The sequence below is a fragment of the Pseudomonas sp. Choline-02u-1 genome, from assembly GCF_002836515.1.
Taxonomy (GTDB): domain Bacteria; phylum Pseudomonadota; class Gammaproteobacteria; order Pseudomonadales; family Pseudomonadaceae; genus Aquipseudomonas.
Window position 1 is genome coordinate 141,309 of sequence record NZ_PJBC01000002.1, and the last position, 23,877, is coordinate 165,185.

Below are 23,877 nucleotides of genomic sequence, written 5' to 3' on the forward strand. Positions count from 1 at the left end.
GCGAGGATGACGCAATTGCAATTTGCGCCGAATGATTTGCGTCAGGATTTTGCGTTGAAAGGGTGGCGGCCTTCGGGCGGCGGTGGGTCGACGAGGATTCGGGGGCGTCCTAGAATGGGCCCACTTGTTTTCCGGTAACGCCATCATGCCTCCTGAATGTCAGCTGTTCGGCACCCTTGGGTGTCATCTGTGTGAAGTCGCCGAAGCCGAGCTGATGCCCTTCGTCGAGCATGGTCTGCTGGTTGAACTGGTGGACATCGCCGAAGATCAATCGCGGTTCGAAAAGTACAGTTTGCGCATTCCGGTACTACGCCGGGTCGACACTGGAGCAGAGCTGGATTGGCCTTTCAGTGCAGACGAGATCGTGGCGTTTTTACGCTGACGCGAATCTGTCGCCGTTATTCCGCTGGTCGCAGCAACCCATCGTTGCGTTGGCACGCGCTGGCTTCTTCGGTTACTGTATGTCCATACAGCAATCGAGTCAGAGGGATGAACCGTGGTCAATGTCGAACAGTTGAAGAGCAGCGTTAACCGGATGTCGGTCGACGTGGTGCGCGAGGCCGTCCTCGAATTGCGCCTGGACGGGCTGGTCACGGAAGGCAAGACGCCGTTCAACAAACTGCATTTCAATACCTGCTTTGCCGAAATCGAAGCCTTGTTTCAGCGCGCCGGTTACCACAAGCAACTGGATGTGGTCGGTTATCAGGGCCTGTTGTACGCGTTGTACGATCCGGGGCGCTGGGAGGCGGTCGATGTCTTGCGCTGGCTGAAAGAGTTCACCGAAGCGGCGGCGCTGAAATCGATTCCGGCTTGATGAAACTGCGCTAGGTGGCTGTGCCTCGGTGTTGGATAATGCCGCCCTGCACTGAGGATTTCCGTTTCTTATGTCCACATCCGGTTTTAACGCTGCGCAAAATCAGGCCAGCACGCTCTACTTGCCGCCCGGTTCCTGGCTGACGGTATTCGATTGCTTGTGCGAGCACTTCAGGGCCATCGGCCGTGACCAGTGGCTCGACCGGATTGCTCGGGGCCGTGTACTGGATGCACAAGGCCAGCCGATTACGCTGGACTTGCCGTACAAGGAAGGTCTGCGCATTCATTACTTTCGTGAAGTACCGGACGAAAAACCGATCCCGGTGGTCGAGTCGATTCTCTACGCTGACGAACATCTGGTGGTGGCCGACAAACCTCACTTTCTACCCGTGACCCCGGCCGGTGAGTACGTCGAACAAACCCTGCTGCGGCGGCTGATTCGCCGGCTGGACAATCCGCATCTGGTACCACTGCACCGGATCGATAGGCACACCGCCGGACTGGTGATCTTTTCCGCCAATCCGCAAACCCGCTCGGCCTATCAGTCATTGTTTCCGACCCGGCAGATCGACAAGCGCTACGAAGCGATTGCCCCGGCGCTGCCTGAGCTGAATTTCCCGTTGGTGCACAAGAGCCGGCTGGTCGATGGCGAGCCGTTCTTCCGCATGCAGGAAGGGCCGGGCGCGAGCAATACCGAAACGGCGGTCGAGGTACGCGAGAAAAACGGCGACCTGTGGCGCTACGGCCTGTTTCCGGTGACCGGCAAGAAGCATCAGTTGCGTGTGCACATGACGGCGTTGGGCGCGAGTATCTGCAACGATCCGTTTTATCCGACTGTGTTGAAGGATGTCGTGGACGACTACGCCAATCCCTTGAAGCTGCTTGCGCAAGGCCTGCGGTTTGTTGACCCGGTGACGGGTGAGTTACGGGAGTTCGAAAGCCGGATCACCTTGCAATGGTGATAACCGTTGTACGTTTGCTGCGCGCATGAAAAAGCCCGCATGGCAATGCGGGCTTTTCTGTATCCGGTAACGACCCGGAGCCTTACAGCTCTTTGACGGTACGAACCTGATCCTTGTTGATGCGGGTCTCTTTGCCGTCCAGCTGCTGGAACTCGTAGAAGCCCGAATCATCATCGTATTTCGGGGTGTCGACGGCCTGGATTTCGCGACCGTCATTCAAGGTGATCACTGTCGGCGAGGAGCAACCGGCGAGGGTTGCCAAGCCCAGTGCGAGCATGAAAGTGGCGAGGGTCCGTTGAGTCATGAGTGTGTCTCCGAATGGGAAATCTTCTGGTTACTGAGCTTGAGACGTAAACAAGGCGTGAGAGTTCCTTGGATGGTGTCAGTCTGACACAGTGTTGTGCAGATGTAACAATTCCGGCGTATTGAGGTTGGCCAGTCGCGGATCGTTGTCAGGGCATTGCAATGCGACGGCGCCGAGACTGCGCATCACCCGACCCGGGCTGCGTTCACCGGCATGCCAGGCCGCTTCGAATGCCGGCAACAGCGCCACAGGTATCACGCACAGCAGCGGTTCCCAATGCTCGCCATGGCGCAGCATTAAAGGTTTTTCACGTTGCTGATCGGCAGTCATCAGCATGTCTTCCAGCAAGGCCTTGTCTATTCGCGGCACATCACACGGTAACACCAGCAAATGTCCATGGCGCGCCGCTTTCAGCCCTGCACGAATACCGGCCAGCGGGCCCGGAAAGTCTCCTTCGTCATCCATCACCAACTGATCGGCAAACGTGGCATAACGCTCGCGATTGCGGTTGCAGGAAATAATGAGATCGTCGGTCAGCAGCCGCACCTTGCGCTGTAAATGCGCGATCAAAGGCTCGCCCAGCCACTCGATAAGCCCCTTGTCCTGACCGCCCATGCGTTGGCCGCGCCCACCGGCCAGAAGCAGGACTGAGCACGGCGGCAATTGGCTGTTCGGGGACATGACGACTCTCCAGAGGGCGGCGGAAAAATGAGCCGCTGTGATATAACACCGGGCTGTTTCCCCTACAACTGGAAGAGCCTATGAAAGCCAAGGCTGATGTACCTTTCGTGCCGCTCAATATTGCGGTGCTGACTGTCAGCGACACTCGCACCCTGGAAACCGACACCTCCGGCCAGGTCTTCGTCGATCGCTTGATCGCGGCCGGCCACGCGCTGGCCGAGCGCGTTCTGCTCAAAGATGATCTGTATAAAATTCGCGCGCAAGTCGCCAACTGGATTGCAGACGATGTGGTTCAGGTCGTACTGATCACCGGCGGTACCGGCTTCACCGGGCGTGACAGCACGCCGGAAGCGGTGGCGTGTCTGCTCGACAAACAGGTCGACGGATTTGGCGAACTGTTCCGCCAGATTTCCGTGGCCGATATTGGCACTTCGACTGTGCAGTCCCGTGCCTTGGCAGGTCTGGCCAACGGTACGCTGGTGTGCTGCCTGCCGGGTTCGACCAATGCGGTGCGCACCGGATGGGATGGCATCCTCGCTGAGCAACTGGACGCCCGTCATCGTCCGTGCAACTTCGTCACCCATCTGAAGCAGGCGGCGCCTTGTGAATCCCGTGGGTAAGCCAGGCAAGACCGGCAGCTTGCTGCCCGTCGAAGCGGCGCTCGAGCGGTTGCTCGACATGGCCGATGCGTCACGCATTGTCGAGTGCGAGCACTTGCCGCTGGCTCAAGTCGAAGGGCGCGTGCTGGCTGAAGATCTGATCTCGACTCTGGATCTGCCGCCGTGGCCGAACAGTGCCATGGACGGCTACGCCCTGAACCTGGCGGATTGGCAGGGCGAGCCGCTGCCGGTCAGTCAAACAGTGTTCGCCGGACAGTCTCCGCAGCCGTTGGAGTCGGGCACTTGCGCTCGCATCTTCACCGGTGCACCGCTGCCGCCGGGCGCTGACTGTGTAGAGATGCAGGAAAACGTCGACGTTCAGCCCGACGGGCCAGTGCGCTTTCTCGAACCTTTGAAAGCCGGGCAGAACATTCGACCGCAAGGCCAGGAAACCACAATCGGTGAAATGGTTCTGCAGGCAGGCACCCGATTGGGACCGATTGAGCAGGGCCTGGCTGCTTCGCTTGGCTGCGCCGGCCTCAACGTCGTGCGCAAGCCGCGCGTGGCAGTATTGTCCACCGGAGACGAGCTGGTCGAACCCGGTCAGGCATTGGGGCCCGGGCAAATCTACAACAGCAACCGGGTGCTTTTGTGCAGCTGGCTGCAGCGTCTGGGTTGTGAAGTCATTGATGGCGGAATTCTTCCTGACGATCTGCCCACCACTCGGGCCCGCCTGGGCGAGCTGCAAGATGTCGATCTGATTCTCTCTACCGGCGGTGTCTCGGTGGGTGAAGCGGACTTCCTCGGCATTGCCCTGCGTGAAGAAGGCGAGTTGGCCCTGTGGAAGCTGGCCATCAAGCCGGGCAAGCCTTTGACGTTCGGCCATTTCCGCAACGTGCCGGTGATTGGTTTGCCCGGCAATCCCGCCTCGACGCTGGTGACGTTCGCATTGTTGGCGCGGCCCTATCTGTTACGCCGCTTGGGTGTGCAAAACGTCGAGCCGCTCAAGTTTGCAGTGCCCGCGGGCTTTGGCTGGCCGGTGGCCGGAAATCGTCGCGAATATTTACGCGGACGTCTGGAGCAAGGGCGAGCAATCATTTATCGCAACCAGAGCTCGGGTGTGCTGCGTAGCGCGGCGTGGGCGGATGGACTGGTGGAGGTTCGAGAGGGGCGCACGTTGAGCGAGGGTGATGAAGTAAGCTTCATTGCGCTCAGTGAGCTTCTCGGATAACCGTCTTGCCCATGCACGCGTCGGCTGGCAAGCACGGCGCGTGCAACGATTAATTCGGTCAGTTGCTGATCAGTGCCACCAATTGATCGAATCGGCTGTTGGCAACCCATCCCAGCAGGGCCAGGATGACAGCGGTTGCACCCGCCGAATACGCCAGACGATGTTTGATCGTCCGCACGTCATTGATCATTTCGTCCATGTCGCGACGCATGTATTTGAAGTGGGTTTCCAGCTCGCTGACACGGGGTTCCATATCAGACTCTCCAGTGTTCTTGGCGCTGTTGCAAAAGTCAGGTTTCTTGCTCGCGCGACTTTCGGCGAGAGCGGCGACCGGGCTCACCGGTGCCTTGGTTTCATGGTTGTGCATGGAAGTATTCGCCTATCGTAACAACTGTACGTTTGCTGGTTTTTCCAATGCGCGATTCATGAAAATGAATCGAGGGGTATCCGTTCATTACCGGCACATCCTTGTGTTATTGGGTTGAAGGTTGATGCTGCCGGCACACGGTGACCCAAGGGACGGGCGTGGTCAATTAAGCCGATTCCTCTTGTTACGTAAGAAAAAATACCGCTGTGCAGGACGCTGGCTGTTGAAAGAGGAATAAATTGCCGACCCCGTGGCTTTTTCGAAGCGCGAAGTGGTCAAGATGTTTCAACCGATTCAATTCTTGGAGTGACGTTATGAGTGAACGCCGGGCACTGCTGATTTTGCATGGCAAACAGGCACTCAACGAGGATGTTCGCGCGGCTGTCGAGGCCAAGCGTGAGCAAGGCTGGGAGCTTGCTGTGCGTGTGACCTGGGAGGCCGGGGACGCCCAGCGTCTGGTAGCGGAAGCGTTGGCAGCGGGCTACAGCAAGATCATTGCCGGCGGCGGCGACGGTACCTTGCGTGATATCGCCGAAGCGCTGGCTCAGCATCCACAGAAAGCCAGTCTTGTCTTGCTACCGCTCGGCACTGCCAACGATTTTTCCCGCGCCGCCGGTATTTCTCTGGAGCCGGCGCAGGCTCTCGATTTGCTGGATGTCGAGCCTTCGGCTATCGATCTGGGCGAAGTTGGCGGGCAGATTTTCCTGAACATGGCGACGGGCGGATTCGGCAGTCAGGTCACCGCCAATACTTCGGAAGACCTGAAAAAGGTCTTGGGCGGCGCCGCTTATCTGTTTACCGGCCTGACTCGGTTCAGCGAGCTGCATGCCGCTTATGGCGAGTTGCAGGGGCCGGACTTTCATTGGCAGGGTGAGCTGCTGGCGCTGGGCATCGGTAACGGACGGCAGGCGGGTGGCGGCCATGTGTTGTGCCCTGAGGCCCGAGTCAACGACGGTTTGCTCGACATCAGCATTCTGCCGGCACCGCAGGAACTGGTCGGCACGCTGAAGAACCTGCTGAGCGAGGGTTTCGGTCTTGAAAACATGTTTGTGCGAGCGCGGTTGCCGTGGGTCGAGATCAAGGTTGCCGAAGGGCTGAGCATCAATCTCGACGGCGAGCCGCTGGAAGGCGACAGTCTGCGGTTCGTTGCTAAACCTGCAGCGTTGCAGGTGCATTTGCCAAAGGATTCGCCGTTATTGGGCCAGCGACCGTCAATCAGTCATCAAGGCTGATGATCTGTTCGCGGACGGCGAACAGCACCAGACCCGCCACGTCGTAGATTTGCAGGCGCTTCATGATCTGTGCACGGTGGGTTTCAACGGTCTTGACGCTCAAACCCAGACCATTGGCAATTTCGCGGGTCGATTTGCCGCGCACGATCAGTCGGAGAATTTCCAGCTGGCGTGCGGTCAGGTTGTGCGAATCGGCGATGTCTGGCTGGCTTTTCTGATTTCGGGTCAATGCCTGATTGATCACCGTATGAGCAATGGCGGGGCTCAGGTAGCGTTCGTTGTTGCGCAGGGCTTCGAGCGCGTGCTCGAGCTCGGTGGCCGTGGTGTCCTTGAGCAGATACCCGTGGGCACCCGACTCGAGTGCCTGCATGATCAGCGCCGGATCGGTGTGCATCGACAGGATCAGCACTTTGCTCTGCGGGCGCACACGCTTGAGGCGTTGCAGCGCTTCCAGACCTCCCGTCTCTTTCATCGAGATGTCCAGCAATACGATGTCTGGGCTCAAATGCTCGACCATCTCAAGCAATTGCGAACCATCACTGGCTTCGCCGATTACCGCATAACCGGGAATATCCAGTACCAGAGCGCGCACGCCGGCTCTGATCAGCGAGTGGTCATCCACCAGAAGTAAGTTACAAGTCAACGCATAACCTTATTTGTACTGGCCCGTTCGAGTGCCCGAGGCGCCCACGGGAATAGTGCTTCGATTCGAGTGCCTTTGCCCGGCTCGCTGACGACATTCAACGTGCCGCCCAGTTGTTCGATACGCTCGGCCATTCCGGCCATGCCGCGTTGACCTTCCCTCGCCGGGTCGGCCGCCGGGGCGAAGCCAAGGCCGTCATCACTGATCAACAGCGTAAGACCTTGCGGCAATCGCTGTACCCGAATCAACAGGTTTTTCGCCTGCGCGTGTCGCAGGATGTTGGTTACGGCTTCCTGAGTAATGCGAAACGCCGCGACGGCCATTTCTTCGGGGATGCCGTTGAGCCGTTGCTGGCAGTCGAGACTCCAATTGACCGAGGTGTTGGCCAGCGTCTTGAGCAAATGTGCGCGCAGGCTGGCTTCAAGGCCCAGACTGGTCAATTGGCGCGGATTGAGAATGGCCGAGACGTCGCGCACTTTGGTCAGGGTTTCATCCAGCGTGTCGCAAAGCACCGTGCATTGTTCCTGGAGTTCTACCGGCAGACGGCGTTTGAGCCAGTCACTTTGCAGCTTGGCGGCGGTCAGCAACTGGCCGATATCGTCGTGCAATTCACGGCTGAGTCGATGGCGCTCGTTTTCCTGGACTTGCAGCAGACGGTCAGCCAGTTCCTGTGGCTGAAACTTGATCGACTTGCGCGACAAGCGATATTGGACCCAGACGCAGGCGGTAGCGGCGACGTCGATTGCCAGCAACCCCAGCGGTATGTGCGCGGAAAAAACATAGGCCAGCAAACTGCCAAGGGTCGCCAGAACACACAGCACAAGTGTGAAGCGCCGAGCGTTTTCCCGTGAGGGTGGCCATGTGATGAGTGACTTGAGGCTGGCGTACATAACGGATGGAGCCAATGGATGTTCACTGCGGGCAGACCGGCCAGCGAATGGCGGATCTCTGTTTGGAAAACTGTCAATTATGGTATTAATTCATGCCGCATTCGTTGAGCAATCAACGACTGCCAATAACATCGCTAATGAAACAATGAAGTCAGCTTGCCATTAAGCGGCAGGCAACTAACCGGCGGCATAATACCACTTAACATACCGTTGGTCGCGGTCGCTATATATGTCTGTTCGGTCAGGAAACAGCGGTTCGTGGACGCAAGTTCCATGTTGAAAAGTTGGAATTGTTGTATTCGGACGACTTCGATGTACCTCGAAGTGTCGCTGCGTGGGCACAGGGAAAACCCTGATAAAGGTGCCTGGAAATTAACCGGTGATCGGGCTGACTATTTGGCCCGGAGTGTCGCTGGTGGATACGCACTATTCAATTACGACAGTATCGCAGCCTCTTGCCTCACGCCTGGCGCGCCGTCAGAGAGGTAGGAAGCAAACGTTTGCTGATCATTTCAGGCTCCAGAGTGTCCTGACCCATCTGTGCCGCGAAGGCTTCGAGCAGGGCTGCCTGCTCGCTGCCATCAAGGCTCAGTTGTCCGGTTTTATGATCGACGAGTTCAAGCTGCCAGGCCATCAGGGTGAAACAGTCGCGCAAAGCATCGAGGGCCTGTTCGTGCAGGTCGACTCGATCCTGGGTCAAATTCAGCAGGCCATAGATGTGCAGGGAAAACTCGGAGATCGATTCCAGCGCCAAAGCTTCGGCCCGGGCGGCCAGCTTCAGCAGAGTGCCGAGCATACAGTCGATGGCATCCTTGTCATTGCTGATCAGTTGCAGATGGCTCAGGCACTCTTCGGACTTGGCGAGAAGCGTTTCGGCCTCAACCAGAAATTCGGGGAAGCGTTGCGCCCAGTCTTTACGGTCGATTGGCATGTTCATTTCCACCACGTCGGGTTGGGTGACGGATGGCCGAGTGTGGCGACGATCATGAATCGTCGGCAGATCGCGCCCGGCGGTGCAGGTGCACGGACCGAGGGATTCCAGAGGGTGAGTTGCCACTGAACTGCGATCGCACACAATAGCCTGACTCCGTTCATGCAATGAGAATGGCGTCACAGTAATGGCTATTGGAAATGGCGAATATCAGGTCGGGCCTGATTGATTCTAGGGGAATCCCTTAGGCGAAGGAACCTAACTGGCAAATCGAGGTCGTGCCGCAATGAATCTAGCAGATGAAATCAGGAATGCCAGTAAAGCATGATGTCAGTGTGACATCAATGGTCGTTTATGGCATTTTTAGCGGCGCGCTTTACAGCAATCAAGATTAGCTGAATGCAGCCGATAAACCCCCATAGTGAATTCATCAGAACAAGCCCAGGAGTCATTGATGGCCGGCATTCTCGACACGGTAGACCAACGCACGCAACTGGTGGGTGAGAATCGCCTGGAAATCCTCATGTTCCGTTTGGCCGGACGCCAGTTGTTCGCGATCAACGTGTTCAAGGTTCAGGAAGTGCTGCAACTGCCGAAGTTGACCCTGATGCCGCAGCGTCATCCATTTGTCTGCGGTGTGGTCAATCTGCGCGGCCAGACATTGCCGGTGATCGACCTGTCCCAGGCGATCGGCATGCGCCCACTGGTGCCGGGCCCGAACAGCACGATCATCGTCACCGAATACAACCGTTCGGTGCAGGCCTTTCTCGTCGGCGGGGTCGACCGCATCGTCAACATGAACTGGGAAGCCATTCTGCCGCCGCCGACCAGTGCCGGCCGTCAGCATTATCTGACCGCGATCAGCAAGGTCGACGATCAGTTGGTCGAGATCATCGACGTTGAAAAAGTCCTTGCCGAAATCGTCCCCTACAACGCCAAGGTCTCGCGCGAGAAGCTCGACGATCCGGTACTCGAACGCGCGCGTGGCCGCGAAGTGTTGCTGGTGGATGACTCCAACGTGGCGCTGTCGCAACTTCGCGATACCCTCGGCCAGCTCGGGGTGAAAATGCATATTGCCAGCGACGGTCTGAAAGCCTTGAACATGCTCAAGGCCTGGGCCGAAACCGGCGTCAACATGACTGACAAATTGCTGATGATCTTCACCGATGCGGAAATGCCGGAAATGGACGGTTATCGCCTGACCACGGAAATCCGCAACGACCCACGCCTGCGTGGCCTGTACGTTGTATTGCACACGTCGTTATCGGGGAGTTTCAACGACTCGATGGTGAAAAAGGTCGGTTGCGACAACTTCCTCTCCAAGTTCCAGCCGGACAAGCTGGTCGATGTGGTGCGCCAGCGGCTGATGCTCGACGCCGTGCCGGCCTGACAGACTGGTTTCTGTCCACACTTTGATTCCACGCCGCCGCTCGTATAGGGTGGCGTTTTTTCATCAAGGAAGCTGGCCATGCTGCGTCTGAGCGCGCTTTACCGTTACCCGCTGAAATCCGGCAAGGGCGAAATGCTGCAAAGCATCGAGCTGGACAAGCTGGGGCTGGCGGGCGACCGACGCTGGATGTTGGTGGACGAGGCCAGCGGGCGCTTTCTGACCCAGCGTGCCGAAGCGAAGATGAGTCAGTTGTCGGCGTTGTGGAACGCCAGCGGCGGTCTGAGCCTGAGCGCTCCCGAGCACGGGTCCATCGAGGTCGCGCTACCGGCTGCGGACGCAGAGCTGCGCGGCGTAACCATTTGGCGTGACACGCTTCGGGTGCCGGACGCCGGTGCTGAAGCGGCGCGTTTTGTCAGCGACTTCCTCGGCAAGCCGACACGCCTGGTGCAAATGCCACTGGATCGGGCACGCACCACGCAGTCGGGTTTCGGCAAGGACGATGATCAAGTGGCCTTCGCGGACGGTTATCCGCTGTTGCTGATCGGCGAAGCCTCGCGGCTGGCCCTCTCGCAGACAGTTGGGCGTGCGCTCGAGATGCTGCGCTTCCGCCCGAATCTGGTTATCGAAGGCAGCGCGCCTTACGCCGAGGACAACTGGAAACGTATTCGCATCGGCGACATCGAGTTTCGCGTGGTCAAGCCGTGCGCGCGTTGCATCATGACGACCGTCGACCCGCAAACCGGTGAGCGCAGTGCTGACCGTGAACCGTTCGCGACCTTGCAGAAACACCGCTCTACCGCCGATGGCGCGATGTTCGGGCAGAATCTGGTCAATGACGGTAACGGTCGCCTGGAAGTCGGCATGCCGGTGGAAATCCTCGAATAGGTTGTCGCTGAAATGAAAAATGCCCGTGTCTTTTGGACACGGGCATTTTTTTGCGCTTGGAAAGCGGCGGGATCAGCCGCGGTATTCGCACAGATACGCAGTATCGACGGCGACTTTCAGTTGGAACTTGCTATTAGCCGGCACGTTGAACTGGCTGCCGGCGGCGAAGGTTTCCCAGTCGCTGCTGTCTGGCAGTTTGACGCTCAGCGCGCCGGACACCACGTGCATGATCTCGCGCTGGCTGGTGCCGAATTCGTATTCGCCCGGGGCCATGACGCCAATGGTCGCCGGACCTTCAGCGGTGCCGAAGGCGATCGACTTCACGGTGCCGTCGAAGTACTCGTTGACTTTAAACATGGGCGGATTCCTCGAAAAGGGCTTAAAAGGGGGCGGCCAGTATGCACAAGGCTTTTCGTGTCGTCACGCGCCTATAGCGGCAGGACCAATGGCAACAACCGTGCGGTATTGCGCGCATCTTCCAGCGCTCGATGTTGCTGCCCGAAAAACTGCATGCCCGCCAGTTGCAACGCGCCGTTGAGCCCCAACGGTCGCTCCAGGCGCCGGGCCTTGGCGAAGCGCTGTTTGAGGTTCATGTGCGGGACTTTGCTCAGGCCACTGTCGATGTTCAGGCGCTGCCATTCCTGCAGCAATTGCTGGCGATCGTAACCGCCCCAGCTGGCCCAGCCCTCAAGACGTGTCTGATGCTGCGCCAGCCAGCGCTCGAAGGCCGGCCAGACTTCGCTCAGCGGTTGCGCCGAATCGATATTGGCCTGGGTGATGTGCGTCAGTTGCCTACAGAACGGCGTGAGCAAGGGACGGCGGGTCGGTTTTACGAAGCGCTGGAAGTGATCCTGCTCGCGCCCGGCGCGATCGACCAGCGTCGCCCCGATCTCGATAATTTCCATTTCGGTGACCGGCCAGCCACCCTCGTCTGTGGTGGCTTCCAGATCTATGACCAGCCAGTGGGGCATCGCAGGGTTCCTGATTTTCGCGTTCTGATTTATCAGAGCGTAGTCAAACCCCGCGTTTGTGTCCGGGCGACTACTCGACCTGCAACAGAACCTGACGATTTTTTACCTGATCGCCGACCTTCACTTGCACCCGTTTGAGCACGCCATCGATGCCGGCTTTGAGCGGGTGCTCCATTTTCATTGCCTCCAGCACCACCAGTAACTGACCCTTGCTGACGGTACTGCCTTCGCTGACCAGCACCTCGACAATCGCACCGTCCATCGGTGCTTTCAGGGTGCCGGAGGCGACGCTGGTCTGACTACCGATCTGCGCATGAGTTCGATCATCCAGGCGCAGGCTGCCAGGATGGGTGAACAGCCACAGCTGCCCATCGCGTAGATGGTAGGCATGGCGCTGGCGCAGACCGTCGATTTCCAGAGTCACCGACTGTGCAGTGTGCTCAATGATGCTCACCGTCAATGTGCGCTCACCCGACTGCACCACAATGTTGCCCGATCTGTGCGCCAGCACCGACAGCGTCCAGTCCTGCTCGTCATTGCCGAGTCGATAGTGCAACGGCGCGCTGGCGTTGTTGCGCCAGCCGTTCAGCGGCCGTCGGTGGGGCAGGGCGCTGCCCTGATAGAACAACACCACGGCAATCGCCAGTTGCTCGGTCGTCGGCACATACGTGTTAAGACAGGCGTGGCTGGAAAAATATTGCTGGATGAAAGCGGTGCTGAAATCGCCACTGATGAACTGCGGATGTTGCAGCAGGCCTTCGAGCAAGCGTTGATTGCACTGCACACCCAGCAGCACGGTGTCCTGCACCGCGCGCAATAACTTGCGCCGCGCCTCTTCGCGGGTGGCGCCGCGAGCGATCAGTTTGCCCAGCATCGGGTCGTAGAACGGGCTGACCGACTGACCTTCAAGCAGCCCGTGATCGATTCGCGCACCGTGCCCCAGCGCAGGTTGCCATGCCGCAATTGGGCCGGTCTGCGGAAGAAAGCCCGCAGCGGGATCTTCAGCGTAGAGGCGCACTTCCATGGCGTGACCGTCAAGGCGGATTTGCTCCTGCGTCAGCGGTAGCAGCTGGCCTTCGGCAACCAGCAGCTGCCATGCAACCAGGTCCAGGCCGGTGATCATTTCCGTCACCGGGTGTTCGACCTGCAGACGGGTGTTCATCTCAAGAAAGTAGAACTGCCCGCGCGCGTCGAGCAGAAACTCCACGGTGCCGGCGCCGACATAATCCACCGCGCGCCCGGCCTTGAGCGCCGCTTCGCCCATGGCCTGGCGCAGCTCGGCGGTCATCACCGGGCAGGGTGCTTCTTCGATGACTTTCTGATGGCGGCGCTGGATCGAGCAATCGCGTTCGCCGAGGTAGACCAGATTGCCCTGCTGGTCGCCGAACAGCTGTACTTCGACATGGCGTGGCTCGACCAACGCTTGCTCGAGAATCAACTCGTCACTGCCAAAACCGTTCAATGCTTCGGACCGGGCGGTGCGCAGTTGCGCGGGCAGATCACTGGCGTCGTGGACCAGACGCATGCCACGTCCGCCACCACCGGCGCTGGCCTTGATCATCAATGGATAACCAATGCGCTCGGCCTCGGCCAACAGGGTCGCGTCGTCCTGCGCTGCGCCCTGGTAACCGGCAATGCAGGGCACGCCGGCGTCGAGCATGGCGATTTTCGACAGGCGTTTGCTGCCCATCATTTCGATCGCTTCGACGCTGGGGCCGATGAAGACCAGCCCGGCTTCGGCGCAGGCACGGGCGAAATCGGCGTTTTCCGAGAGGAAGCCGTAGCCGGGGTGAATGGCGTCGGCACCGCTGCGGCGGGCGGCGTCGAGGATCGCTGCGATATTCAAGTAAGACTGCTGCACCGGCGCCGGGCCGATGTGCACGGCCTGATCGGCGAGTTGCACGTGCAGCGCATCGGCGTCGGCATCGCTGAATACTGCGACGGTGCGATAGCCCAGCGCCTGAGCGGTGCGCTGGATGCGGCATGCAATTTCACCGCGGTTGGCGATCAGGATTTTGTGAATGGCGGGCATGGTTGGTTTCCTGAAGTCTGGTGGCGTGTGTGATGGCCTCTTCGCGAGCAAGCCCGCTCCCACATTTGGAATGCATTTCAACCTGTGGGAGCGGGCTTGCTCGCGAAGCTTTTAGCTGACCCACCGAGGTTTGCGTTTCTGCATAAAAGCCATGGTGCCTTCAATCCCTTCCTTTCCAGTCACCGCCGCGCTGAACCACTGCGCCGCCTCATCAAGCAATTCATTCGAAGGCTGCCCGGCACTCGCCAGCAACAATTTTTTGGTCATCGCATTCGCTTCGGGTGCGCAGCGCAGCACCTGTTGCAAGACCTCATCCAGCCGTTCGGCCAGCGCCTGGGCATCCTGTTCGACGAAGTGCACCAGCCCCAATCGCTGCGCCTCAGTGCCATCGAAACGCGCGGCGGTCAGGGCCAGTCGGCGGGTTTCGGTCAGGCCGATCCGTTGCACCACAAACGGTGCGATTTGCGCCGGGATAAGGCCGAGGCTGGTTTCCGGCAAACCGAACTGCGCCTTGTGATCGGCCAAGGCGACATCGCTGACGCAGGCCAGGCCGAACCCGCCGCCGAGCACGGCGCCCTGCAATACGCAGATCAGCACTTGCGCAGTGTGCTGGGCTTGCTCCAGCAACGCGCCGAACGCCCGGTTCAACTCGTGATACGCGTCCGCGCCTTGAGCCCGGGCGTTGGCCATGTCCTTGATGTCGCCACCGGCGCAGAAATGTCCGCCGGCACCGCTGAGCACCAAGGCCCGCACAGTGCGGTCATCGCGAATCGCCGTCAGCACCGCGCGCAGTTCAGCGACCATTTGCAGGCTCATCGCGTTGCGGCTGTCGGGGCGGTTGAGGGTGATGTGCAGCACGCCGCCATGCAGTTCCAGCAACAGCGTCTGGCAATCGGGCAGGCTGCTCATTTCTTTTTCCCCGGCAGGATGCCCATCAGTTTGCAGATGATCCCCAGCATGATTTCGTCGGCACCGCCGCCAATCGATACCAGGCGCACATCGCGATAGGCGCGGGCCACCGGGTTGTCCCACATGAAGCCCATGCCGCCCCAATATTGCAGGCAGCTGTCGCTGACTTCACGGCCGAGGCGTCCGGCCTTGAGCTTGGCCATCGACGCCAGTCGCGTGACGTCCTGACCTTTGATGTACTGCTCGGTGGCCTGATAGACGAGCGCGCGCAGGCATTCGATTTCGGTCTGCAATTCGGCGAGGCGAAAGTGGATGACCTGGTTGTCGATAAGCGCGTTGCCGAAGGTCTTGCGCTCCTTGCAATACTCGATGGTGCTGTCGATGCAATATTCCAGACCCTTGATCATGTTCGCTGCGCCGAACAGACGTTCCTCCTGGAATTGCAGCATCTGCATCATGAACCCCGCGCCTTCATGACCGATGCGATTGCGCTGCGGCACCCGGACGTTATCAAAGAACACCTGCGCGGTTTCCGAGCTGCGCATGCCGAGCTTGTCCAGGTGCGAGCTGAGGCTGATTCCCGGGGTGTTCATCGGCACCATGATCAGCGACTTGTTGATGTGCGGCTTGTCGTCCGAGGTGTTGGCCAGCAGGCAGATGAAATCGGCGCTCGGCGAGTTGGTGATCCACATTTTGCTGCCGTTGATCACGTAGTCATCGCCGTCCTTGCGCGCTGTGGTTTTCAGCCCGGCGACATCGGAGCCGGCGCCGACTTCGGAGACGCCGATGCAGCCGACCTGTTCGCCAGAGATAGCCGGGCGCAGGAACTCTTCGCGCAATTGATCGGAGCCGAAGCGCGCCAGCGCCGGAGTGCACATGTCGGTCTGCACGCCGATCGACATCGGAATCCCGCCGCAATGAATGGTGCCGAACTCTTCGGCGGCGACGATCGAATAGCTGTAATCGAGGCCCATGCCACCGAATTTTTCCGGTTTGGAAATGCCCAGCAGGCCCAGCTCGCCCGCCTTGCGGAAAATGTCATGAATGGGAAAACGCCCGGCCTTTTCCCATTCTTCGACGTGCGGATTGATCTCGTGGGTGACGAATTGGCGGACGGTGCGGCGCAGGGCTTCGTGTTCCGGGGTGAAGATCATTGTTGTTGTTCTCCGTAGGATCCGTGGCGGTCAGAAGCGGCTGACGCCGAAGCTGTTGGGTTGCAGCGTGCGCATGTCGGCTTCGTGGCAGATATCCAGCAAGTAACCGAGCAGGGTGCGGGTGTCGCGCGGGTCGATCAGGCCGTCGTCCCAAAGGCTGGCGCTGCCGTACAGTGCGGTGGACTGGCTGTCGAGTTTCTGCGCGGTCATCTGCTCAAGCATGTCGAGCATTTTCGGGTCCGGCACCAGGCCGTCCTTGAGCTGTTTGGCTTCAGTGACGATGCGCAAGACCTTGCCGGCCTGTGCGCCGCCCATCACCGCCGTGCGGCTGTTGGGCCAGGCGAAGATGAAGCGCGGATCAAGCCCGCGCCCGCACATCGCGTAGTTGCCGGCGCCATAGGAACCGCCGACAACGATGGTCAGTTTAGGCACCCGTGCGTTGGCCACCGCTTGAATCAGTTTCGAGCCGTGCTTGATCACCCCTTGTTGTTCCGATTCGGTGCCAACCATGAAACCCGTGGTGTTATGAAAAAACAGCAGCGGCGTCTGGCTCTGGTCGCACAACTGGATGAACTGCGCCGCCTTGCTCGCACCTTGAGGAGTGATCGGGCCGTTGTTGCCGATGAAGCCGCAGGCGCGGCCCTGAATTTTCAATTGGCCGCAGAGGGTTTGCTGATCGAACTCGCCTTTGAATTCGAGAAAGTCCGACTCATCGGCAATCCGCGCGATGATTTCGCGCACGTCGTAGGGCTTCTTCGCATCGTGCGGAATCAGCCCCAGCAGTTCATCGATGGGGTAGAGCGGTTCTTTGAATTGCGGTTCCGGCAGCCATGGCAACTGCTCGTTCCATGGCAGCATGCGCATGATGTCGCGCACCTGGCGTATGCCGTCAGCGTCGTTTTCAGCCAGATATTCAGCGGTGCCGGCAACCTGCGCGTGCATTTCGGCGCCGCCGAGTTCTTCATCGGTAGCGACTTCGCCCGTCGCCGCTTTGAGCAATGGCGGGCCGGCGAGAAACAGCTTGGCCTTGCCGCGCACAACCACCATGTAATCCGACAACCCCGGTTGATAGGCGCCGCCCGCCGTGGCCGAGCCGTGCACCACGGTGATCTGCGGCAAACCCATTGCCGACATGCGCGCCTGATTGGCGAAACTGCGCGCGCCTTCGACAAAAATCTCCGCTGCGTAGTTGAGATTGGCGCCACCGCTTTCGGCGAGGGTGATCATCGGCAGTTTGTTTTCCCGAGCGATCTGTTGCAGGCGCAGGGATTTTTTCAGGCCGCTCGGCGAGATCGTGCCGCCCTTGATTGCGCTGTTGTTGGCGACCACCATCGCGCGGATGCCGCAAACGTAACCGATCCCGGCAATCAGCCCGCCACCGGCTGAGCTGCCGTCCTTGTCGTCGTGCAATTTATAGCCGGCGAGGCTGGCCAGTTCGAGGAACGGCGCGCCGGGATCGAGCAACAGGTTCAGGCGCTCGCGAGGCAACAGTTGCCCGCGTTGGCTGAATTTGTCTTTGGCTTCGGCGGCCTTGTCCAGCAGGTTCTGTTCGAGCTGTTGCACCTGCTCGATGGCGGCGAGCATGGCGGCGCGGTTGTGCGCGAACGCTTCACTGTGCGGATCGACTTGCGACTGAATCTGCGCCATGGCTTATTCCTTGTCCTTGAATACGTCAGGCAAGTACGCCCGATGAAAGCCGTTGAACGATTCGCTATGGCTGGCCTTGTGCAGCGGCCAGGCCCGACTGCCAAGGCTGGCGGCGCCGTCGATTTTTACCGTGGTGCCGCTGATGAATGCCGCCGCCGGACTGAGCAGAAACACGATCGCTGCACTGACTTCCGATTCGGTGCCGATACGCTTGAGCGGCACATGCTCGCGCAAGGTCGGAATCACCGCTTTGAACGCGCCTTCATAAGTGTCCATGCCGCTGGAGGCGATCCAGCCTGGCGCCACGGCGTTGACCCGCACCCCGGCGTACCCCCACTCGAACGCGGCAGTCTTGGTGACGTTGTCCATGCCCGAACGCGCCGCGCCCGAGTGGCCCATGCCGGGCATGCCGCCCCACATGTCGGCGAGCATGTTGACGATGCTGCCGCCGTGTTTGCTCATCGACTGGTTGAACACTTCGCGAGCCATCAGGAAACCACCGACCAGATTGGTCCGCAGCACGGTTTCGAAACCTTTCTGATTGATCGAGGCCAAGGGCGACGGGTATTGGCCGCCGGCATTGTTGACCAGACCGTGGATCGGTCCGTGTTCGGCGATCAACTCCTTGACCAGTTGCTTGACCGCTTCTTCATCGCGGATATCGCAGGCCTTCCAGTGCGCGCAGCCGCCGTCCTCGGCGATCTCGGTGGCGACCTTTTCGAGCTTTTCCGGCTTGCGCCCGACCAGCAGCACATTGGCGCCGAGGGCCGCCAGTTCATGGGCGGTGCAGCGACCGATGCCGCTGCCGCCACCGGTGACAATCAGGTTCTGGCCGCTGAACAGATCGGCGCGAAAAATCGACGCGTAAGCCATGCACACCATCCTCTAGTCGAGCTGTTCGGCGATGCTCTGCGGCACCGGGATCTGGATTTCCAATAGTTGCTGGGCGAAGGCTTTGCCCTGCGGGTCGATGCGCAGACTGGCGACGCCGCCACCGCCGAGGGCGTTTTCCAAGAGAAAATTGAGGCTGTGGGTGCCGGGCAAATACCAGCGTTCGACACGCCCGAGAAGCGGATCGAGGACGTGACGCATCCAGTCGACCACCACCGAGGTGGTGAGCGCTTCGGCGATCCATGGCAAATAATCGGGATGGCGCGGCATCACGCCGATGTTGCTGTGGTTACCCTTGTCGCCGGAGCGCGCCACCGCCAGTTTCACCAACGGCACACTGGCGTCGGCGCGGCCTGAAGATTTCGGCGGTTGATGGGCGATCGGCAAATCTGCGCTGTCGAGGGCCACTGGGTCGGGCAGGGCACACGGATGGCGCTCGCCGGCCATGTCGATTTGCACGGTGCAGGCGTTTTTATCGATGAGGAACGAGAACAGGCGGATCAGCGGATACACCGTCGGGCGGCCGCCGACGATGCCGGTCAAGCCCGGCGCCATACCGGTCGCGGCCTGGGCGATCTCTTTGGAAAACAGCACCAGCGCGCGTTTGTCAGGATGGCGCACGGCGATCTTGATCACCACTTCGCGGCTGTCGCGGCGTTGGCCGTGGGGGCCGTAGGTGGCTTCGCTGCCGAGCAATTCGACGTGGGTTTCGCTGTAGGGCGCCCAGCCGCGCAGGCTGAACATTTCGGCGGTCTTGTCGATGATTGCCTGACTGACCCGCCGCGCCTTGTCCACCGCGTCGATGCCGGCCATCAGGCAACTGGCGGTGCAGCGAAAACCGTCGGGGTAGGTGGCGCTGACCTTGTATTTGTCGCTGGGCGGCAGGCCTTTGGCACCGTGCACCTGCACGACGTTTTTGCCTTGTTGCTGAAGTTTGACCTGAGTGAAATCGCAGATCACGTCGGGTAACAGATAGGCCTGCGGATCGCCGATTTCGTAGAGCATCTGCTCGCCGACAGTCAGCGGGCTGACCAGGCCGCCGGAGTATTCGGGTTTGCTGACGAGGAACTGGCCATCGGCACTGACTTCGACGATCGGAAAACCGATGTGCTCGTAATCCGGCACCTCGCGCCAGTCGGTGAAATTACCGCCAGTGCACTGCGCACCGCACTCGATGATGTGCCCGGCCAGCGCGGCCTGAGCGAGTTTGTCGTAGTCATGCCACGACCAGCCGAATTCGTGGACAAGCGCCGCGCTGACCACGGCGCTGTCGACCACCCGACCGGTGATGACAATGTCGGCACCCAGGCGCAACGCTTCGACAATCCCCGCCGCGCCGAGGTAGGCGTTGGTTGACACACACATACGCGGAAGCGGCGCGCCGCTGAACATTTCGCGTATATCGGTGGGGTTTTCGAGTTGGCCTTGCAGGTCATCGCCGAGCAACACGGCAATCTTCAGCTGGACCCCGGCCTGGTCGCAGGCTGCTTGCAGGGCCGCCGCGCAAGCCTGCGGATTGACCCCGCCGGCATTGCTGATCACGCGGATGTTCTGTTCGGCCAGATCGGGCAAGAGCGGCGCCAGCACTTCGATAAAGTCGCTGGCGAACCCGGCCTGCGGGTCTTTCAGACGTGCGCCGGCCATGAGCGACATGGTGATTTCGGCCAGGTAATCGAACACCAGATAGTCGAGGTTTCCCCCCTTCACCAGTTGGGCGGCAGCGGTAGAGGTATCGCCCCAGAAGGCACTGGCGCAGCCGATTCGCACGGTGGTTGGCATTTTTATCTCCGACTCAGGGACCTGCGACAGAAGTGTCTGGAGGCTACCAAGCAAGCGCTTGGTTTGTAAACAGGGGAAACATTCTTCTGCCCAAGCGCTTGCTTGGTGCCCGCGCGCGGCTTAAATTGCGCGCAACCCTGCGGTTACAGGGGGCAACACACTGATCGACTGTAGGAGAGAACGGGTGGACGAGCAAAAAGCCCTGCGGGTCATGCGCGAATTGGTCGAGCAAGGCCAGTTGACCGACCCGGACAGCGCCCGTGGCAAGCTGCTGCAAGTGGCAGCTCACCTGTTTCGCAACAAAGGCTACGAGCGCACTACCGTGCGCGATCTGGCCAGCGCTGTGGGCATTCAGTCGGGAAGTATTTTCCACCACTTCAAAAGCAAGGATGAAATTCTCCGCGCGGTGATGGAGGAAACCATCCGCTACAACACCGCATTGATGCGCGCGGCCCTGGCCGAGGCAAGCGAGGTGCGCGACAAGGTTCTGGCGCTGATTCGCTGCGAGTTGCAGTCGATCATGGGCGGCAGCGGCGAGGCAATGGCAGTGCTGGTTTACGAATGGCGCTCGTTGTCCGAAGACGGCCAGGCCAAAGTGCTCGCATTGCGTGACGTTTATGAAGACATCTGGCTGCAGGTGCTGGGCGAGGCCAAGGACGCCGGCTACATTCGCGGCGACGTTTTTATTACCCGACGTTTCCTGACCGGCGCACTGTCCTGGACTACCACTTGGTTCCGTGCTGGCGGCAGTTTGAGCCTGGAGCAACTCGCTGATGAAGCGCTGATTCTGGTCCTTGAAGCGCGTTGAAGGGCTGTCTGTCCGGCCAGGAAACTGGCTAAGTCGGCGAAACCGCCTAGCTTGAATGCATTGATTGCTTTTTTTTCGGGGAGTGGGGTGTTTTGAAGTCTTCGCCAATTCGGACAGCCGCCGGGCTGATGCTCGCTGCGCTGGCTGCGTTATGGGTATTGCCCGCTCAGTCAGCGCAATGGGTCCGGGTCGGCGCCGCGCATTTCCCGCCCTATACGATTCGCCCGGAAAACGGCGCCGACACCGGCCTGTTGCCGCAATTGATCGAGGCCCTGAACCGCTCGCAGAGCGACTATCAGTTCGTCCTGGTGCCAACGTCGATCCCGCGTCGCTTCGGGGATTTCAAGCAGGGCCGGATCGACATGGCAATCTTCGAAAATCCTGAATGGGGCTGGAAGGACATTCCTCACCAGGATGTCGACATGGGCCTGGAAGACGCCGAAATTTTCGTCGCGCAACGCGAAGACGGCCGCCAGCAAAGCTATTTCTCCAGTCTTTCGGGCAAACGTCTGGCGCTGTTCAGCGGTTATCACTACGAATTCGCCAACTTCAACGCCGACCCGAAATACCTCGCGCACAACTACAACGCCACGCTGACCTATTCCCACGACAGCAACCTGCTGATGGTGCTGCGCGGGCGCGCCGACATCGCCCTGGTGACGCGTTCCTATCTGTTCGATTACCTGCTGCGCAACGAAAAGATCCGCGATGCGCTTCTGGCCTCGCAGCGTACCGATCAGATCTATCACCACTACGCGATTCTGCGCCCAAGCGCTCCGATCACCGGCGAAGCTTTTGGCATTCTGTTGCAGCGTCTGCGTGACAATGGCGAACTGCTGAAGATTTTCGAGCCATACAAAATTGCCGTAGTGCCGGTGCCTCATCACTGAAGCGCTGTTTTCGTCCCGCGCTTAAATTTCTCCTCCCGGCTCACGTCACTTCGTTGAACTGTCGACGATTACGTGAGCCCGACCCATGTCCAATCTGAATGACCTGACTGCCCTGGCTTTGCCCTCGGGCAGTCGATTGATCGCTGATGCTACCGAGAGCCGCTTGAGCCTGAGTCTGGACGGGCAGCCGTTGATTCGTCTGCGCCTGAACCGTGACGGCAAAGGCCCGATTCAGCTTGATGAGCGGTTTGCCCTGCCGCCCGGCCACGCCTTGTGGGCGGCCTGTTACTGGTTGTTTGCCCGTGACCCGGCGTGTCAGCAGTTGACCTGGCAACTCGATCAACCCCCCACCGAGGCGTTGCTCAGTGGTTTGCTGATCAACACCGACATTGCCGGTGAGTATCGCTGCGAGCGCACGCTGTTCTGGCAACTGCCACAACCGTGGCTTGGCTCTTCGCTGACCGGCAGCTATCCACAGCAAATGGTCATCAGCCAGGGCAAGCGCCATCCGCTGCGGCCGGTGAAGCCGCGCGGGGAAGTCTATCGGCGTTTCGATGCGCGGCTCGGCGCGTGGATTTCCTTGCGTACGCTGGAAATCGAGGAAGACCTGTCGCGTTTCAATCGGTGGCAGAACAGCCCGCGCGTGGCGAGCTTCTGGCAGGAGGAGGGTAGCCTCGAGCAGCATCGCGAATACCTCAACAAACTCGATGCCGATCCGCATACGCTGACCCTGATCGGTTGTTTTGACGATCAGCCGTTTGCCTATTTCGAAGCCTACTGGGCCAAGGAAGATCGCATCGCGCCGTTCTACGATGCCGGCGATTACGACCGAGGCATTCACATGCTGGTCGGCGAGGAAAGTCATCGCGGCCCGCACAAGGTGGCGAGTTGGTTATCGGCGCTGGTGCACTACCTGTTTCTCGACGATCCACGGACCCAGCGTGTGGTCGCTGAGCCACGTGCCGACAACGCGAAGATGATCGGGCATATGCACAACCAGTGCTTTCACTGCGAGAAGGAGTTCGATTTCCCGCACAAGCGCGCGGCGCTGATGATGCTGGGGCGGGAGCGGTTTTTTGATCGGTGCAAACTGGCCTGAGTTGACAGGCTGGGATCCGTTGCGGTCTCAAGTCCGCCTTCGCGAGCAAGCCCGCTCCCACAATGACCGGTCTACGCCGAACCAATGTGTGCGGGCTTGCTCGCGAATGGCTTGACGCGAAATCCGGATCCTAACGACGACCCGCGATCACCGCATCCCGCCGACTGCCCGAGACCTTGCGGCAGTGCACCAGCGCATCACGAATCATGAAGTTGACGAGGGTCGGCGATACGCCCAGTTCCTTGGCGATGTCCTTTTGCGGCACGCCGTGCAAGCGGTACATCTCGAAGGCGTAACGGGTGCGGCTGGGCAGCTCGGTCAGCGCATCGGCGATGTGTTCCAGGGTCGAGAAGTTGATGTGCGAAGTTTCCGGCGAAGCGCCCTGAATCACCACGTTCAAGCCTTCCTCTTCCGGGCCTGAGTATTTCTGTTCGAGCGCCTGCTTGCGGTAGTGATCGATGGCGAGGTTGCGCACGATCTGAAACAGGTAGCTCAGCTGAGCCTTGATCGACGACGTGATCGGCGGTGCCGATTGCAGTCTGAAAAACGCATCCTGAACCACATCTTCGGCACGGGAGCGGCAGCCGGTAATGCGGGCTGCAATTTTGACCAGAATCAGTCGATTGTCGACGAATGCCTGAAGTAGCGGTGAATCGCACCTGCTTGTGGATACTCGTTCCGTCATGGAAATCACCTTGCTGCCAGTAGGTTAGTGGGAGGGCCTGGGGAAGGGCGCCGTCCTACACATCGAGCGACAAATTATGTTGAA

General features: G+C 59.8%; 25 protein-coding genes and 2 pseudogenes. 11 read left to right on the top strand and 16 right to left on the bottom strand.

Annotation, left to right across the window (positions count from 1 at the left end; all coding sequences use genetic code 11):
• The first annotated feature begins 145 nt into the window (after positions 1-145).
• The 3 genes from CXF97_RS01700 to CXF97_RS01710 all read left to right on the top strand — a co-directional run bounded on the left by CXF97_RS01700 (position 146) and on the right by CXF97_RS01710 (position 1,775).
• The gene (locus tag CXF97_RS01700) at positions 146-382 is read left to right on the top strand and encodes a glutaredoxin family protein (protein WP_101155664.1); all 237 of its coding nucleotides are present in this window, start codon (positions 146-148) and stop codon (positions 380-382) included.
• A gap of 114 nt (positions 383-496) precedes the next feature.
• Complete coding sequence (locus tag CXF97_RS01705; RefSeq protein ID WP_016770837.1) at positions 497-814, top strand: hypothetical protein; 318 nt, start codon at positions 497-499, stop codon at positions 812-814.
• A 70-nt stretch (positions 815-884) separates the two neighbouring features.
• The gene (locus CXF97_RS01710) at positions 885-1,775 is read left to right on the top strand and encodes a pseudouridine synthase (RefSeq protein WP_101155564.1); all 891 of its coding nucleotides are present in this window, start codon (positions 885-887) and stop codon (positions 1,773-1,775) included.
• An 82-nt stretch (positions 1,776-1,857) separates the two neighbouring features.
• Here CXF97_RS01710 and CXF97_RS01715 read toward each other — a convergent pair whose 3' ends face one another.
• The gene (locus CXF97_RS01715; RefSeq protein ID WP_016770600.1) at positions 1,858-2,079 is read right to left on the bottom strand and encodes a YgdI/YgdR family lipoprotein; all 222 of its coding nucleotides are present in this window, start codon (positions 2,077-2,079) and stop codon (positions 1,858-1,860) included.
• A 78-nt stretch (positions 2,080-2,157) separates the two neighbouring features.
• A complete protein-coding gene (gene mobA, locus CXF97_RS01720) occupies positions 2,158-2,760 on the bottom strand; it encodes a molybdenum cofactor guanylyltransferase MobA (RefSeq protein WP_101155565.1) in 603 nt (200 codons plus the stop codon).
• 80 nt (positions 2,761-2,840) lie between these two features.
• Between mobA and moaB the strand changes: the two genes are divergently transcribed.
• Both moaB and glp read left to right on the top strand, forming a co-directional pair.
• Positions 2,841-3,380, top strand: coding sequence for a molybdenum cofactor biosynthesis protein B (gene moaB / locus CXF97_RS01725; RefSeq protein ID WP_016770598.1), 540 nt, complete (start codon positions 2,841-2,843; stop codon positions 3,378-3,380).
• Positions 3,364-4,590, top strand: coding sequence for a gephyrin-like molybdotransferase Glp (glp, locus tag CXF97_RS01730; RefSeq protein ID WP_101155567.1), 1,227 nt, complete (start codon positions 3,364-3,366; stop codon positions 4,588-4,590). The genes moaB and glp overlap by 17 nt, the downstream gene beginning before the upstream one ends.
• Before the next feature lie 58 nt (positions 4,591-4,648).
• Here glp and CXF97_RS28150 read toward each other — a convergent pair whose 3' ends face one another.
• Positions 4,649-4,957 (bottom strand): hypothetical protein, encoded by a 309-nt coding sequence (locus tag CXF97_RS28150; RefSeq protein WP_178081133.1) that lies wholly within the window; start codon positions 4,955-4,957, stop codon positions 4,649-4,651.
• A 314-nt stretch (positions 4,958-5,271) separates the two neighbouring features.
• Here CXF97_RS28150 and yegS point away from each other — a divergent pair, with 314 nt between their 5' ends.
• Complete coding sequence (gene yegS / locus CXF97_RS01740) at positions 5,272-6,189, top strand: lipid kinase YegS (protein WP_101155570.1); 918 nt, start codon at positions 5,272-5,274, stop codon at positions 6,187-6,189.
• Here the strand turns inward: yegS and CXF97_RS01745 are convergent.
• The 3 genes from CXF97_RS01745 to CXF97_RS01755 all read right to left on the bottom strand — a co-directional run bounded on the left by CXF97_RS01745 (position 6,173) and on the right by CXF97_RS01755 (position 8,653).
• Positions 6,173-6,832 (bottom strand): response regulator transcription factor, encoded by a 660-nt coding sequence (locus CXF97_RS01745; RefSeq protein WP_101155572.1) that lies wholly within the window; start codon positions 6,830-6,832, stop codon positions 6,173-6,175. The two genes, yegS and CXF97_RS01745, sit on opposite strands and share 17 nt — an antisense overlap.
• Positions 6,829-7,722: a sensor histidine kinase gene (locus CXF97_RS01750; RefSeq protein WP_101155574.1), complete on the bottom strand. Its 894-nt coding sequence runs from the start codon at positions 7,720-7,722 to the stop codon at positions 6,829-6,831. The genes CXF97_RS01745 and CXF97_RS01750 overlap by 4 nt, the downstream gene beginning before the upstream one ends.
• Before the next feature lie 460 nt (positions 7,723-8,182).
• The gene (locus CXF97_RS01755) at positions 8,183-8,653 is read right to left on the bottom strand and encodes a hypothetical protein (RefSeq protein WP_101155576.1); all 471 of its coding nucleotides are present in this window, start codon (positions 8,651-8,653) and stop codon (positions 8,183-8,185) included.
• 454 nt (positions 8,654-9,107) lie between these two features.
• Here CXF97_RS01755 and CXF97_RS01760 point away from each other — a divergent pair, with 454 nt between their 5' ends.
• Together CXF97_RS01760 and CXF97_RS01765 are read left to right on the top strand one after the other, a co-directional pair.
• On the top strand, positions 9,108-10,043 hold the full coding sequence (locus CXF97_RS01760) for a chemotaxis protein CheV (protein ID WP_101155578.1): 936 nt from the start codon (positions 9,108-9,110) through the stop codon (positions 10,041-10,043).
• A 78-nt stretch (positions 10,044-10,121) separates the two neighbouring features.
• Positions 10,122-10,928, top strand: a complete 807-nt coding sequence (locus CXF97_RS01765) for an MOSC domain-containing protein (RefSeq protein ID WP_101155580.1) — start codon at positions 10,122-10,124, stop codon at positions 10,926-10,928.
• 72 nt (positions 10,929-11,000) lie between these two features.
• Here the strand turns inward: CXF97_RS01765 and CXF97_RS01770 are convergent, their stop codons facing one another.
• From CXF97_RS01770 to CXF97_RS01805, 9 genes and pseudogenes are all read right to left on the bottom strand, one after another.
• Positions 11,001-11,285, bottom strand: a complete 285-nt coding sequence (locus tag CXF97_RS01770; RefSeq protein ID WP_039759849.1) for a pyrimidine/purine nucleoside phosphorylase — start codon at positions 11,283-11,285, stop codon at positions 11,001-11,003.
• A 71-nt stretch (positions 11,286-11,356) separates the two neighbouring features.
• Entirely contained in the window at positions 11,357-11,899 is a 543-nt protein-coding gene (locus CXF97_RS01775) for an exonuclease domain-containing protein (RefSeq protein ID WP_101155582.1), read from the bottom strand.
• Positions 11,900-11,969: 70 nt separating this feature from the next.
• Positions 11,970-12,320 (bottom strand): annotated as a pseudogene (locus tag CXF97_RS28660) (acetyl-CoA carboxylase biotin carboxyl carrier protein subunit); the annotation flags it as partial.
• 107 nt (positions 12,321-12,427) lie between these two features.
• Positions 12,428-13,931: pseudogene (locus tag CXF97_RS01780) on the bottom strand (acetyl/propionyl/methylcrotonyl-CoA carboxylase subunit alpha); the annotation flags it as partial.
• 111 nt (positions 13,932-14,042) lie between these two features.
• Positions 14,043-14,840 (bottom strand): enoyl-CoA hydratase/isomerase family protein, encoded by a 798-nt coding sequence (locus tag CXF97_RS01785; protein ID WP_101155586.1) that lies wholly within the window; start codon positions 14,838-14,840, stop codon positions 14,043-14,045.
• Positions 14,837-15,994, bottom strand: a complete 1,158-nt coding sequence (gene atuD / locus CXF97_RS01790; RefSeq protein WP_101155589.1) for a citronellyl-CoA dehydrogenase — start codon at positions 15,992-15,994, stop codon at positions 14,837-14,839. Before atuD ends, CXF97_RS01785 begins: the two co-directional genes overlap by 4 nt.
• 30 nt (positions 15,995-16,024) lie before the next feature.
• Positions 16,025-17,641, bottom strand: a complete 1,617-nt coding sequence (locus tag CXF97_RS01795) for an acyl-CoA carboxylase subunit beta (RefSeq protein ID WP_101155591.1) — start codon at positions 17,639-17,641, stop codon at positions 16,025-16,027.
• Between the two features lie 3 nt (positions 17,642-17,644).
• Positions 17,645-18,514, bottom strand: a complete 870-nt coding sequence (locus CXF97_RS01800) for an SDR family oxidoreductase (RefSeq protein WP_101155593.1) — start codon at positions 18,512-18,514, stop codon at positions 17,645-17,647.
• 12 nt (positions 18,515-18,526) lie between these two features.
• A complete protein-coding gene (locus tag CXF97_RS01805) occupies positions 18,527-20,311 on the bottom strand; it encodes an acyclic terpene utilization AtuA family protein (RefSeq protein WP_101155595.1) in 1,785 nt (594 codons plus the stop codon).
• Between the two features lie 184 nt (positions 20,312-20,495).
• Here CXF97_RS01805 and CXF97_RS01810 point away from each other — a divergent pair, with 184 nt between their 5' ends.
• The 3 genes from CXF97_RS01810 (at position 20,496) to CXF97_RS01820 (ending at position 23,108) form a co-directional block, all read left to right on the top strand.
• On the top strand, positions 20,496-21,119 hold the full coding sequence (locus CXF97_RS01810) for a TetR/AcrR family transcriptional regulator (protein WP_101155597.1): 624 nt from the start codon (positions 20,496-20,498) through the stop codon (positions 21,117-21,119).
• 92 nt (positions 21,120-21,211) lie between these two features.
• Complete coding sequence (locus CXF97_RS01815; RefSeq protein WP_101155599.1) at positions 21,212-22,009, top strand: ABC transporter substrate-binding protein; 798 nt, start codon at positions 21,212-21,214, stop codon at positions 22,007-22,009.
• Between the two features lie 85 nt (positions 22,010-22,094).
• Entirely contained in the window at positions 22,095-23,108 is a 1,014-nt protein-coding gene (locus CXF97_RS01820; protein WP_101155601.1) for a GNAT family N-acetyltransferase, read from the top strand.
• A gap of 130 nt (positions 23,109-23,238) precedes the next feature.
• Here the strand turns inward: CXF97_RS01820 and CXF97_RS01825 are convergent, their stop codons facing one another.
• Positions 23,239-23,793 carry an RNA polymerase factor sigma-70 gene (locus CXF97_RS01825; RefSeq protein ID WP_101155603.1) on the bottom strand — a complete coding sequence of 185 codons (555 nt, stop codon included), beginning with the start codon at positions 23,791-23,793 and terminating at the stop codon, positions 23,239-23,241.
• Between the last annotated feature and the right edge of the window lie 84 nt (positions 23,794-23,877).

Coding starts and splice junctions, on each gene's coding strand:
- CXF97_RS01785 (WP_101155586.1), bottom strand. CDS start 14,840: ATGAGCAGCCTGCCCGATTGCCAGACGCTGTTGCTGGAACTGCATGGC.
- CXF97_RS01825 (WP_101155603.1), bottom strand. CDS start 23,793: ATGACGGAACGAGTATCCACAAGCAGGTGCGATTCACCGCTACTTCAG.
- CXF97_RS28150 (WP_178081133.1), bottom strand. CDS start 4,957: ATGCACAACCATGAAACCAAGGCACCGGTGAGCCCGGTCGCCGCTCTC.
- moaB (WP_016770598.1), top strand. CDS start 2,841: ATGAAAGCCAAGGCTGATGTACCTTTCGTGCCGCTCAATATTGCGGTG.
- yegS (WP_101155570.1), top strand. CDS start 5,272: ATGAGTGAACGCCGGGCACTGCTGATTTTGCATGGCAAACAGGCACTC.
- CXF97_RS01755 (WP_101155576.1), bottom strand. CDS start 8,653: ATGCCAATCGACCGTAAAGACTGGGCGCAACGCTTCCCCGAATTTCTG.
- CXF97_RS01775 (WP_101155582.1), bottom strand. CDS start 11,899: ATGCCCCACTGGCTGGTCATAGATCTGGAAGCCACCACAGACGAGGGT.
- atuD (WP_101155589.1), bottom strand. CDS start 15,994: ATGATCTTCACCCCGGAACACGAAGCCCTGCGCCGCACCGTCCGCCAA.
- CXF97_RS01795 (WP_101155591.1), bottom strand. CDS start 17,641: ATGGCGCAGATTCAGTCGCAAGTCGATCCGCACAGTGAAGCGTTCGCG.
- mobA (WP_101155565.1), bottom strand. CDS start 2,760: ATGTCCCCGAACAGCCAATTGCCGCCGTGCTCAGTCCTGCTTCTGGCC.
- CXF97_RS01750 (WP_101155574.1), bottom strand. CDS start 7,722: ATGTACGCCAGCCTCAAGTCACTCATCACATGGCCACCCTCACGGGAA.
- CXF97_RS01715 (WP_016770600.1), bottom strand. CDS start 2,079: ATGACTCAACGGACCCTCGCCACTTTCATGCTCGCACTGGGCTTGGCA.
- CXF97_RS01805 (WP_101155595.1), bottom strand. CDS start 20,311: ATGCCAACCACCGTGCGAATCGGCTGCGCCAGTGCCTTCTGGGGCGAT.
- CXF97_RS01700 (WP_101155664.1), top strand. CDS start 146: ATGCCTCCTGAATGTCAGCTGTTCGGCACCCTTGGGTGTCATCTGTGT.
- CXF97_RS01760 (WP_101155578.1), top strand. CDS start 9,108: ATGGCCGGCATTCTCGACACGGTAGACCAACGCACGCAACTGGTGGGT.
- CXF97_RS01820 (WP_101155601.1), top strand. CDS start 22,095: ATGTCCAATCTGAATGACCTGACTGCCCTGGCTTTGCCCTCGGGCAGT.
- CXF97_RS01765 (WP_101155580.1), top strand. CDS start 10,122: ATGCTGCGTCTGAGCGCGCTTTACCGTTACCCGCTGAAATCCGGCAAG.
- CXF97_RS01710 (WP_101155564.1), top strand. CDS start 885: ATGTCCACATCCGGTTTTAACGCTGCGCAAAATCAGGCCAGCACGCTC.
- CXF97_RS01800 (WP_101155593.1), bottom strand. CDS start 18,514: ATGGCTTACGCGTCGATTTTTCGCGCCGATCTGTTCAGCGGCCAGAAC.
- CXF97_RS01770 (WP_039759849.1), bottom strand. CDS start 11,285: ATGTTTAAAGTCAACGAGTACTTCGACGGCACCGTGAAGTCGATCGCC.